We start from the raw sequence: 12,165 nt of genomic DNA on the forward strand, positions 1-12,165 counted from the left end.
TCTTAATGCCCAGAAGCACTCCAGGAAAACCTGGAGTGTTTTCTTTTTTAGAGGATGTCAATCCCCTACTCGTAAGACTTATAATTGATATATACGATGCAATTAGGAAGTATCTTTTTTATGGAAATAACCTTTCCTAAAAGATATTCTTCATCTGTGTGTTCAGAAGAAACATGCAGTTCTTTTAAATTCTGAAGTTGCGATAAAGCAGGCAGTTCTTCTAAAGTTATTTTTGTCTTTAAAATATCCAGATATTTCAAATCAGTCAATTTGTTCAGATAAGGCAAACATTCGTTTGTGATGCCTTTATGATCTCTCAAGGTAAGTTCTGAAAGAGCAGTAACTGTACTGATGTGTTTTACTCCTTCATCAGTAATGTTGGTGAATTTGAGGTAAATTCCATGAATTATAAGTACTCGGGAAGTCAGGTAAAACAAAAACTGATCATCTATTTCAGAATCAATAGATTTATAGCCACTAATCTCTAACGGAATATCAGCCAGTTTAGAAATGCCAAAGTTACATTTCCAAAAATGTTTTTCTTTTCCTCTTAAGTGCACATCCAGTAAGTTTGATTTGCAGAAATTATTTATCCTTATTTTTTAGGATATGATTTTCACCATTCTGTATTTAATTTTTCTTCTTCCACTTCAGAAAGCAAAAACTATGTTATATATAATAAGTGCGTATAGCACAGTTTGGTAACGTTTCTTCAGCCTTGATTATCTTTTCCAAAATAGTATCCCGATCCGACTCATCTTCTTCATCGTTAGGCGATACATAAAGTTCTTTAAGATTTTTAAGATTGGTTAAAGCCCCTAAATCTTCTAATCGGATTTTGGTTTTCCAAACATCAAGATATTCCAGGTCGGTCAATTTATTTAAATAAGGCAGACAATCTTTGGTAATATTTTCATGTTTCATAAGTGTCAGGCTCTTCAGTTGCTTAAAACCACTAATCAATCTCACGCCCTCATCAGTAATTCTTGTTTCTTTTAAATAAATATACTTAACGACAGAAACTTTTGCTGCAAGCATGCCTATATACTCATCATCAACTAATGAATCTATACTGGTGAAAGCAGGCAATTCAGTAGGAATGTCCTTGGAGTCTGTAATATGTCCAAAGTGCCACCAAAAATATTTTTCTTGTCCTTTAAGTTTCATCATCCTTGATACTGATTATACTTCTGAATCATTTACTTTCTTTCTCCAATGCTATTTTTGGATATGATATGAACAAGCTAAAATACTTAAATCATTAGTATCTAAGAAATTTCATAAAGTTTTTGAAAGAGTTCCCCTAACCTGTCATAAATCTCATACCCATCACTGCCTTTCATCATAATATACATGACCACCCTTTCTGATTTGTCTCGTGTGGTATTACCGCCCTGTACCGAAGTTACCTCTACATCATCATTCCCTTCTAATTCAAGTCCCATTAGAAATGCCTTGTTGCCTCGTTCTTTGTCGACTTCATCGTTTAGACTTATATCTATTAATTTTTTAGGATCAAAAGAATATGTAAGAGTAAGGTCTTCATAACCACTCCCCCATGATGTTGTACTAGTAAATGAAACCCATCCTTTTTTACTGGCATGTTCCGAAAAATTCATGTAGGTATGTCGGATGTGTGTCGGATCGCTTTCACTAGTCTTTATACGAACGTTTTTTACATTTTGAAGCAGACTATTTATCTCTTTAATGATTTCTGATCTGCTTTGCGAATAAAGGTTGAATGAGCATGCAACCAATAGAATTACTACTATTTTAGCTTTCATAATGTGGGGGGTATTAAGTTTAGATTTTAATTGTTTTTTATATGTTCTGGTTTTGTGTGATGAAGAAGAAAGAAGTGTGATCTGGTTTTACATTTACATCACCATCTTTCTAACAAAACTAGCATAAATATAAAGTTTGTAAAATACTCCAAAAGGAGTATTCTTAACTATTACAAAATCTAAATTAATCCCTGGAGAATGCTATTTTTTATAAGCTCAACTGTGTTTTTTGAGTCGGATTTGGCTAAGATGTTCATTCGATGTTTTTTTACAGTCAGCGGACTGATAAACAATTTTTTAGCAATATCTGTGTTATTTAGTCCTTTGCTTAAGAGCCTGATAATATCAATTTCTCGTTTTGAAAACTCTATGCTTGCGCTTTTATTTTCAGTAAGGCTGATATTCATAAAAGAGGGTTCTCCGTGCAGACCTATAAGCGATATTTTATATGTGCTGAAATTAGTGATGTGATCCAAACGAGTATGGATGTTTAGCGATTTTCCATATCCTCCATTGTCATCCATCGTGAGCATTAGAGCCTGATGATTGAATAAGGCATAATCTCCATTATGCAGCCTGCTCCTAAAACAATAACTGGCTTTATAGCTCATCAATTTATCACGGTCTATGTTTTCTGAAAAAAAATGAGTCAGGAAATCTTCTGCTTTTATGACAAACTCCAAATCGTCTGGATGGATCGAGGCCAATATATCGTTAAATGATGTATTTTCCGGATCAAAGCCATGCATATCATAAAGAGTTGGACTGATATGTGAAAGTGACATGTCGAAAAAATCAATAATATAAAAATAAAACGGCCCGGCGCTGACAATTGAATTCGTCAAGTCATCAAACGAAATTTGATGTGACTGTGTCGTTCCTGCAGTTCGATTAGGAAGCCAGACATCGTGAAGATTTTGTATTTCAGCTTCCATTTATTGAAGTTTATTAAACAAATTAACATAAAATAAATGAAAAACAGATAAAAACAAAAAAGAAATATGCAGCCTATCTTCAAAGTAATTGCAAAAAAAATGCGTTTCTGACTGAAACGCATTTATATAGTATATCTGGCAACACAGTTGCTATTCTATCAACCGAATATCTTTGCCAGCATTTCTTTCATCAAATCACCGGGTGGTAATCCATTAGCCCCAACTCCCTTGCTTTTTACATCAATATCGCGAAGGGAAGCTACAATCTGACTTACTTTTTTCATTGGATAATTCTTAATTGCCACATCATATTCCTTCACAAAAAAAGGATTAATACCTAAAGCAGAAGCTACGTTTTTAGGATTTCTATCTTTCAAACCATGGTATTTTAGCAACTGTACAAAAAAACCAAAAGTCTGTCCAACTGTTAGTACCAGCGGATTGTCTTTCGGATTGTCAGCAAAATATTGCGCTATCTGATAGGCTTTTTTCACATTGCGTTCGCCAATAGCCTTACGAAGCTCAAACACATTAAAATCTTTGCTAAAACCGATATTTTCTTCAATCAGCTCTGGAGTTATGGTGCTGCCTTGTGGTAATATTATAGCCAATTTGTCCAGCTCATTTGCAATCTTGCTTAAGTCTGTGCCCAAGAAATCAACCAGCATAGCTGCTGCTTTTGGCTCAATATTTAGTTTTTTCCCGGCAAGCACACGCTTAAGCCAGTCACCAACCTGATTTTCATATAGTTTTTTGCTTTCATACACCAGGCCTTTTTTATCCAGAAACTTAACGAGCTTCTTTCTTTTGTCTAGTGTCTTATATTTATAGGCAATAACCAGAACCGTAGTAGGCATCGGGTTTTCAGCATAGGTTTCCAGCTTATCAATGCTTCGCGAAAGTTCCTGTGCTTCTCTCACAATAACAACCTGGCGCTCTGCCATCATAGGATAACGTTTTGCTGTAGAAACAATATCATCTATAGTCACATCTCGTCCGTAAAGCACGGTTTGATTAAAACCTTTCTCTTCTTCTGAAAGAAGATTTGCCTCCATATATTCCGTAAGCTTATCGATATAATAAGGCTCCTCACCCATCAGAAAATAAACTGGCTTTATGTTTCCGGCCTTGATATCGTTGACAATTTTTACAACCTCATCCACTGCTTTTATATTTGGTATTTATCAAAACCCAAAAATAAGGCTTTAATAGCAGAACTATCAAATAAAAATGCGATAGCTCCGCTATTTAATATTCTTCTAATGATTTTAAGTAGTGTCCAAAAAAACAGAACTTATTGCTAAAAATAGCAATAAGTTCCAAAACCATGACAGTGTAGGTAGCTGCCAACTAAAACGATGAGATTATCTGAGGTTGTGGTGGGTGCGAACGGACAGAATCGTACCCGTTCCCACTTCTTCCTTTTTTAAAACACCGTCTACAAATACCTGTAATTTTAATGTTGAAGCATCAGTTGCTCCTACTGCGTTGGCAGTAAAATTCGCTACACTTGCATTATCAGGCAGAGTGATTTCCGGACTCGTCCATGAAGTCTCACTTATTCCCGATACCGAAGTCATTTCATCATCATACCCATAAAGAATGTGATGGATAGTTGAGCCCGAAGTTTCTGCCTTCAAAACCAATTTATGTGTGCCAGCAATTGGTGTTGTACCTGATCCTCCATCATCACTGGAACATCCTGTAAAAGCAAGGGCAATCATGGTTAAAACAAACAAACTAGTAATTTTCTTTTTTCCTGTTTTCATAGTGCATTAATGATTTAATCGTTAAGATTGTTTAGATAATCTATTACTGGAATAGATCTTAAATCTTTTCCAAAATTAAAATCAGAAATGCTAACAGAATTGTATCAGAACGACATCAGGTCAATTCTTCTGTATAAATAAATGAAGCGCTTTCAGAACCCAGGCTGGATTGCTTGACGAATTCATAGGGAGAAAATCCAGAGAATAATTTAAAATCTTTTATAAAATGCGACTGGTCTGCATATTCAAGATCATAGGCCAACTGGGTAAGACTACCATAGTCTGCCGAAGATAAAGCCGGTAGTGATTTCTCAAATTTTGCAATCCTTGCAAATTTACGGGCAGATACGCCCACATTTTGTTTGAACTTGCGCTGCAGCTGTCGCTCAGAAATCTGATAATGCGAAGCAATTGCCGCCAGATTTTTTTCATTTCCCAAACGGTCGGCCCAATCACCTTGAAAAAGATGATCAATAACCATATCACCTTTTGCAGTCGATATTCTTTTATAAAAATAGTCGCTAAGTATTGATACTCTTTCAATATGGCTTTTCGCATTCAGCAATAAGGTAGGAATTTCAGTCTTGTCTAGCAGTTGGATGTCTGGCATTTGGTTTGTCAGTTCAGCAGCGTTTATCCCAAAAAGAAGATGCAGGGCATGGGGTTGAAAACTAACTCCGAAATGAGAAAATTGACTGTCCCAAAATGCATCAGAAGGCTCCGTGTCCACGCCACTCAAATAACAGATAGGCTTGACAGTTCCCTTAGCATCCTTGATTGGCGAAAAGGAGCAAATATCCTGAAAAACAAGCCTTGGATAGCGGTCAGCAAAAGAACGAATATGCAATGCCTCTACAGTTGAAGTACAGACATCATAACTCCAGAAATAACGTATCCAATTTTTAAGAGCCGGATGTACTGGATATTGCTTATAATTCATAGTTATATACCGCTTTATTCTTTATTCCCTGCAGGCTGGGCTGCCCTACTTTTACCACATACCTCAATAGTATTCAAAATATTTCACACTTCTTGTAGGTAATATTCGATTTCAATGTCAAATGTACAAATATTTAAGATTATAAAATAGCGAGCCAAAAAAGTTCCTGAATGCTATCCTTAAGATTTGATTAAATAAGCCCTAAGTCCTCAATTAAAATACTTCTACTGCGTTAAATCTGAAAATAACATTCATTGAATAAACTATGTCTAAAAAAATCCTGCTATTATGTATTTTCTGCAATACGATAGCGACTTATGCCCAACAAAACGCAACAGATTCTATTCCTGCTTTAAAACCAGATAGTCTGAAATTCAACTACAAAGCATTAATCATTCCCGGAGCCCTTATAGGATATGGTGTTATTGGGCTAGAAAGCGACTGGCTCAAAGGGTTCAATTCTGAAATCAAGGAAGAAGTCAATGAAGACATTGATAAAAAAATAACCATAGACGACTTTACGCAATATGCGCCTTTTGCCTCTGTGTACGGATTGAACGCTTTAGGGATTAAAGGAAAGCATAACTTCAAAGACCGTTCAATTATTATGGGTACTTCCTATCTTCTGATGAGTGGAACCGTATTGAGCCTAAAAGGCATTACCAAGGTTGAAAGACCTGATGGGAGTTCTAACAATTCTTTTCCTTCCGGACATACCGCTACTGCTTTTGCCGGAGCTGAATTCTTATGGCAGGAATACAAAGATGTATCTATATGGTATGGTATTACAGGTTATGCAATAGCTACCGGAACCGGATTATTCCGTATTTATAATGACCGCCATTGGCTTACGGATGTTGCTGCCGGAGCTGGAATCGGAATTCTGAGTACCAAGGTGGCTTATTGGCTACATCCCTTTATCAAAAAAACATTCTTTGGAGAAAAAGAAACCAAATCAACGGTAATGATGGCTCCGTTTTATAACGGAAAACAGCTGGGAGCCGGATTTGTAATGAATTTTTAAATCAGAATTTTGTTACTTTGCATTCATGCAGCAGCTCAATTTCAACTCTTATCAGTTTCGGTTCAAAAATACAGAAGGTAAGATTTCTATATTCGATGAAATTCGTCGGAAATTTATCATATTGACTCCTGAAGAATGGGTTCGGCAACATGTGGTACAGTACCTGCTGCAAGAAAAAAAATATCCTAAATCGTATATCAACGTAGAAAAAGTCATCAAACTCAACGGGCTTATAAAACGTTATGATGTGGTAGTATTCCAGCCCAATGGCAAATTGTTTCTGCTGGTAGAATGCAAATCAGCCGATATTGTCATCAACCAAACTACTTTCGACCAGATAGCACGTTATAATATGGCGCTTGAATCAGAATATTTGATGGTAACCAATGGCCTGAATCACTATTTTTGCCAAATGGACTACCAAAGCGAAAAATACAATTTCCTGAAGGAGCTTCCTGATTTTAATTAGATAAAACCCGTAATGAAAAAAACAGCAATCGTCATACTAAATTGGAATGGTCAGAAACTGCTTGAAGAATTTCTGCCTTCTGTTGTGCGGTTTTCTTCGGAAGCTACAATTTATGTAGCCGATAATGCCTCATCAGATGATTCTGTTTCTTTTATAAAAAGAACATTCCCTACGGTCAAGATCATACAGAATACGGATAACTTTGGTTTTGCTAAAGGTTATAACCAGGCCCTCCGATTTGTAGAGGAAGAATATTATGCTTTGGTCAATTCTGATATTGAAGTAACCGAAAACTGGCTACAGCCTATTATAGAATTGTTTGACAACGAACCGGAAACGGCTATCGTGCAGCCCAAAATATTAGACTATAAAAACAAACAGTTGTTTGAATATGCAGGAGCTGGTGGTGGATTTATCGACAAATATGGTTTCCCTTTTTGCAGAGGCAGGATATTTCAAACACTTGAAAAAGACAATGGTCAATACGATGATAGTATTGATATCTTCTGGGCATCTGGTGCTTGTTTCTTTATACGTAAAGAAATCTATAGAAATTTAGGCGGCTTTGATGAAGACTTTTTTGCACATCAGGAAGAAATCGACTTATGCTGGCGTGCTTTCAATCAAAATCTAAAAGTGAAATATTGTGGAAAATCTACAGTATACCATGTGGGCGGTGCTACATTAAAAGAGTCTAATCCACATAAAACATTCCTGAATTTCCGCAATTCCCTTTGGATGATGCTTAAGAATCTACCAAAAAAAAGCCTGTTCCCTGTCCTTTTCGTGCGTCTTTCACAAGACGGACTCGCCGGAATCAAATTTATGACTGAAGGCAAGTTCACACACCTATGGGCCATACTTAAAGCACATTTTTATTTTTATTTGAAATTATTTAAGTTTCTAAATAAAAGAGAATCAAAACAATACGACAATTACTACAAAATTAAAAGTATTACTTACCACTATTTTGTCAAAAAAGGCAAGGTTTTTGAAAACAAATTTTAACAATAGTTTATACTTGTTAAACTTGAAACCCTATTTTTAATCCTTAAATTTGTTAAAATTTTAAAACCGAGACCTATGAAAAAAGTCATTTTTATACTTTCGATCGCAGCATTTACGCTGACTTCGTGTGGTTCAAAAAAGAAGATTGCTGAATTAGAAGCGAAAAACAAAGAAATTCAAGATTTACTAAACACTGCCACAGTAAAACTGAATACTTGCTTGACAGAAAGAGATGCATTGGCACATCAAATCGATTTCTTGAAAAAGAACAATTCTGATTTGATCAACAATATGGGTAACCTAACGACCTTATCTTCAAAAGGAGCTGAAAATCTTGAAAAATCATTGGAGAGCCTGAAAGAAAAAGACTTAAAAATTACACGCCTTCAAGATGCTTTAACGAAAAAAGACTCTGTAACATTGGCTTTGGTAACCAGCCTAAAAAGTTCAGTGGGAATCAGCGATCCGGACATTCAGGTTAATGTTGAAAAAGGAGTGGTTTTCATCTCGATTGCAGATAAACTTCTTTTCAAAAGTGGTAGCTATGTTGTAAGCGACAGAGCTAAAGAAGTATTGGCTAAAGTAGCTAAAGTAGTAAACAGCAAGCCTGATTTTGAATGTATGGTAGAAGGACACACTGATAATGTTCCTTACAAATCAAATGGAGTTTTGCTTGACAACTGGGATTTGAGCGTAAAACGTTCTACATCAATCATCCGTGTGTTACAAGAATTAAACGTAAACCCAAAACAATTGATTGCAGCGGGAAGAAGCGAATTCATTCCATTAGTTGATAACAATTCAGCTGAAAACAGATCAATCAACAGAAGAACTAGAATCGTGGTGTTGCCAAAAATTGATCAGTTCTATGATATGATTGAAAAAGAAATGAAAAACATGGCGGCAAAACAATAAGCCAACATAATAAAGAGTAAATGAAAAAGCAGGCCCAAAAGCCTGCTTTTTATGTATCCCTAATTTTTTTTATTAATAACCAATTAAATATTTAAATTAAGAATAGCATATGGTATAAATCGTTATCACTAGTAGGATTCTTAATAATTGGTATTGCTAATTTAGCATTATTTATTGCAACAGCCAAAGTTTTGCGAAAAAACTAATACGGACTATAAAATATCAATACTGCCTTTTCCTTCCCTTACAACTACAGGTTCGCTTCCAGATAAATCAATTATAGTAGAAGCTTGATTATCTCCGTAACCGCCATCAATCACCACATCAACAAGATGCTGCCATTTTTCAAAAATCAGTTCCGGATCTGTGGTGTATTCAATCACATCATCATCATCATGGATAGAGGTAGAAACTATAGGGTTTCCCAATTGTCTTACAATTTCAAGTGCTATTGAATTATCGGGCACACGAATACCCACGGTACTTTTTTTCTTAAATTCCTTTGGCAAGTTATTATTTCCCGGAAGAATAAACGTATACGGCCCAGGCAATGCCCTTTTCAATAGCTTGAAAGTAGAAGTATCAATCTGTTTCACATAATCAGAAATATTGCTCAGGTCATGGCATACAAAAGAAAAATTCGCTTTTTCTAATTTGATACCTTTGATTTTAGCAATGCGCTCCAAAGCTTTTGTATTTGTGATATCGCATCCCAATCCGTAAACCGTATCAGTAGGATAAATTACCAATCCACCATCTTGCAGTACTTTGACTACTTTGGCGATTTCTTTTTCATTTGGATTTTGAGGATATATTTTAATAAACTGAGCCATTAGCTATCATTTTATTTTAAAGTTACGACAATATGTCAAGCCTTGCAAAGCGAAGCAGTAATTTCTTAATGCCTCCTACTTCAAATTTGATTTCTGCTTTTTTGTCTGCACCGGCTCCTTCAATATTAAGCACCTGCCCTTTTCCAAAACGTTCATGCATAACAATATTGCCTACGTTTAATTTAGTATCAGAAACAGCACTTGCACTTGAAGGTCCATTCGAAGCAACTGGCTTCAACTTACGGATACTGTGATTAGGTGTTGGTTCTTCATCTCCATATCTTTTTGGAGGTGTACCATTCATAGGTTTTGACAACCTCAACTTTGATTTGTCTACATCGCCAAAAATATCCATATCGATCATCGGCTTATAGCGATAATTGTTTTCCGTTGGAGTCAGATATTCTAAATATTCACCCTTAATTTCATCAATAAATCGGGAAGGTTCAGAGTCCATTAGTTTTCCCCAACGATAGCGTGATTGTGCATAAGTCAGGTATGCCTGATGTTCAGCCCTTGTCAAAGCCACATAAAAAAGCCTACGTTCTTCTTCCAACTCGCTTCGGGTGCTAACACTCATGGCACTTGGAAACAAATCTTCTTCCATTCCCACAATAAAAACGTATGGAAACTCAAGTCCCTTTGCTAAGTGGATAGTCATTAAAGCCACACGATCATCATCACCTGTATCTTTATCCAAATCAGTAGCCAAAGCCACATCTTCTAAAAACTCAGACAATGCTCCTCTCGCTCCGTCAACTTCTTTCTGCCCTTCAATAAAGTCTTTGATACCGTTCAGCAATTCTTCTATATTTTCAAGCCTTGCAATACCTTCCGGAGTACCGTCTTTTTTCAATTCCTGAATCAATCCGGTCTTTTTCGTAACATGTTCCGCCAGATAAAATGCATCGTGGCTCTGATCAATGACCTGGAAACTTTTGATCATCGTTACAAAATCTTCAAGTCTTGACCTCGTTCCCGAATTCAGTTTCAAATCAATCTTGTCGATATGTTCCATTACTTCAAAAATCGAACGCTTGTAATGATTTGCCGCAATCGTTAGTTTTTCAACTGTAGTATCGCCTATTCCTCTGGCCGGATAATTAATCACACGTACCAAAGCTTCTTCATCTTTTGGATTGATAACCAATCTCAAGTAACAAAGCACATCTTTGATTTCTTTTCTTTGATAGAAAGATAGACCACCGTAAATTCGATAAGGAATATCACGTTTTCTAAGGGCATCTTCCATTGCACGGGATTGCGCATTAGTACGGTACAAAATGGCAAACTGACCGTTCATCATCTGAAGCTGCATCTTCTTTTCAAAAATCTCACTGGCTACAAATCTTCCTTCTTCACCATCAGTAAGGCTTCGGTGTACTTTTATCCTCGGTCCGTCAGAATTGGCAGTCCAGACCACTTTATCCAGTTTCGTTTTATTCTTATCGATAATCGAATTGGCCGCTTCCACAATATTTTTTGAAGAGCGGTAGTTTTGTTCCAGACGATAGGTTTTTACACCATCATAATCTTTCTGGAAATTAAGGATATTGTTGATATTGGCTCCACGGAAAGCATAAATACTTTGTGCATCGTCACCAACAACACAAATATTTTGGAACTTATCCGATAAAGCACGTACAATCAGATATTGAGAATGGTTAGTATCCTGGTACTCATCTACTAAGATATAACGGAAACGATCTTGGTATTTTGCTAAAACATCTGGAAAACGATTCAATAATTCATTCGTCTTCAATAGCAAATCATCAAAATCCATTGCACCGGCCTTAAAGCAGCGGTCCACATAATTTTGATAGATTTCGCCCAGACGAGGTTTTTTTGACATCGCATCCTGTTCCTGCAATTCCGGATTATTAAAATAAGCCTTAACAGTAATCAGACTGTTTTTATAAGATGAAATTCGTCCTAAAACCTGCTTAGGCTTATAAACATCTTTATCCAATTGCATTTCTTTGATAATTGAGCCTATCAATCGTACCGAATCCTGCGAGTCGTAAATAGTAAAGTTAGACGGATAGCCAAGCTTATCGGCTTCAGAACGCAAAATCCTAGCAAAAACAGAGTGGAAAGTTCCCATCCAAAGATTTTTTGCCTCGCTTGAACCTACTATATCAGAGATACGCTTTTTCATTTCGCGAGCCGCCTTATTGGTAAATGTCAAAGCCAGAATATTAAACGCATCGACTCCCTGATGCATCAAATATGCAATTCGGATTGTCAATACTCTTGTCTTTCCTGAACCTGCTCCTGCGATAATAATCATAGGTCCTTCTTTTTGAAGGACAGGCGCTTGTTGGGCTTCATTAAGCTGGCTTATATAGTGCTGCATTTTTATTATTCTTTTACTAGTGCAAAAATACGCATTTAGATTGTAGAAAAATAATCGGATTTTGGAAGAAAAGACGGTTGTTTATGCTATTGAAATTTATCCTGTTCAATTTATAGTTTATTGATTATTTGA

13 protein-coding genes are annotated in these 12,165 nt (G+C 36.2%); 4 read left to right on the forward strand and 9 right to left on the reverse strand.

Features of this window, described 5'->3' with window-relative positions; translation table 11 throughout:
* Positions 1–65: 65 nt before the first annotated feature.
* The 7 genes from FJA49_RS06980 to FJA49_RS07010 form a co-directional block, all read right to left on the reverse strand.
* Positions 66–560 carry a hypothetical protein gene (locus FJA49_RS06980; RefSeq protein WP_140000241.1) on the reverse strand — a complete coding sequence of 165 codons (495 nt, stop codon included), beginning with the start codon at positions 558–560 and terminating at the stop codon, positions 66–68.
* A gap of 109 nt (positions 561–669) precedes the next feature.
* Complete coding sequence (locus FJA49_RS06985) at positions 670–1,170, reverse strand: hypothetical protein (protein WP_233590083.1); 501 nt, start codon at positions 1,168–1,170, stop codon at positions 670–672.
* Between the two features lie 98 nt (positions 1,171–1,268).
* Positions 1,269–1,757, reverse strand: a complete 489-nt coding sequence (locus tag FJA49_RS06990) for a hypothetical protein (RefSeq protein WP_140000243.1) — start codon at positions 1,755–1,757, stop codon at positions 1,269–1,271.
* 206 nt (positions 1,758–1,963) lie between these two features.
* A complete protein-coding gene (locus FJA49_RS06995) occupies positions 1,964–2,719 on the reverse strand; it encodes a LuxR C-terminal-related transcriptional regulator (protein WP_140000245.1) in 756 nt (251 codons plus the stop codon).
* Positions 2,720–2,877: 158 nt separating this feature from the next.
* On the reverse strand, positions 2,878–3,882 hold the full coding sequence (gene holA, locus FJA49_RS07000) for a DNA polymerase III subunit delta (RefSeq protein ID WP_140000247.1): 1,005 nt from the start codon (positions 3,880–3,882) through the stop codon (positions 2,878–2,880).
* 201 nt (positions 3,883–4,083) lie between these two features.
* Positions 4,084–4,443, reverse strand: coding sequence for a hypothetical protein (locus tag FJA49_RS07005; RefSeq protein WP_140000249.1), 360 nt, complete (start codon positions 4,441–4,443; stop codon positions 4,084–4,086).
* Between the two features lie 160 nt (positions 4,444–4,603).
* The gene (locus tag FJA49_RS07010) at positions 4,604–5,428 is read right to left on the reverse strand and encodes a helix-turn-helix domain-containing protein (protein WP_140000251.1); all 825 of its coding nucleotides are present in this window, start codon (positions 5,426–5,428) and stop codon (positions 4,604–4,606) included.
* 265 nt (positions 5,429–5,693) lie between these two features.
* Between FJA49_RS07010 and FJA49_RS07015 the strand changes: the two genes are divergently transcribed.
* From FJA49_RS07015 to FJA49_RS07030, 4 genes are all read left to right on the forward strand, one after another.
* The gene (locus FJA49_RS07015) at positions 5,694–6,452 is read left to right on the forward strand and encodes a phosphatase PAP2 family protein (protein WP_140000253.1); all 759 of its coding nucleotides are present in this window, start codon (positions 5,694–5,696) and stop codon (positions 6,450–6,452) included.
* A 25-nt stretch (positions 6,453–6,477) separates the two neighbouring features.
* Entirely contained in the window at positions 6,478–6,921 is a 444-nt protein-coding gene (locus tag FJA49_RS07020; protein ID WP_140000255.1) for a type I restriction enzyme HsdR N-terminal domain-containing protein, read from the forward strand.
* A gap of 12 nt (positions 6,922–6,933) precedes the next feature.
* Positions 6,934–7,929 carry a glycosyltransferase family 2 protein gene (locus FJA49_RS07025; RefSeq protein WP_140000257.1) on the forward strand — a complete coding sequence of 332 codons (996 nt, stop codon included), beginning with the start codon at positions 6,934–6,936 and terminating at the stop codon, positions 7,927–7,929.
* Positions 7,930–8,004: 75 nt separating this feature from the next.
* A complete protein-coding gene (locus FJA49_RS07030; RefSeq protein WP_140000259.1) occupies positions 8,005–8,844 on the forward strand; it encodes an OmpA family protein in 840 nt (279 codons plus the stop codon).
* A 212-nt stretch (positions 8,845–9,056) separates the two neighbouring features.
* Here the strand turns inward: FJA49_RS07030 and FJA49_RS07035 are convergent, their stop codons facing one another.
* A complete protein-coding gene (locus FJA49_RS07035) occupies positions 9,057–9,677 on the reverse strand; it encodes an L-threonylcarbamoyladenylate synthase (protein ID WP_140000261.1) in 621 nt (206 codons plus the stop codon).
* 22 nt (positions 9,678–9,699) lie between these two features.
* Entirely contained in the window at positions 9,700–12,033 is a 2,334-nt protein-coding gene (locus FJA49_RS07040) for an ATP-dependent helicase (RefSeq protein ID WP_140000263.1), read from the reverse strand.
* Positions 12,034–12,165: the final 132 nt, after the last annotated feature.

This window comes from Flavobacterium microcysteis (assembly GCF_006385255.1).
In the GTDB taxonomy this organism is placed as follows: Bacteria; Bacteroidota; Bacteroidia; order Flavobacteriales; family Flavobacteriaceae; genus Flavobacterium; species Flavobacterium microcysteis.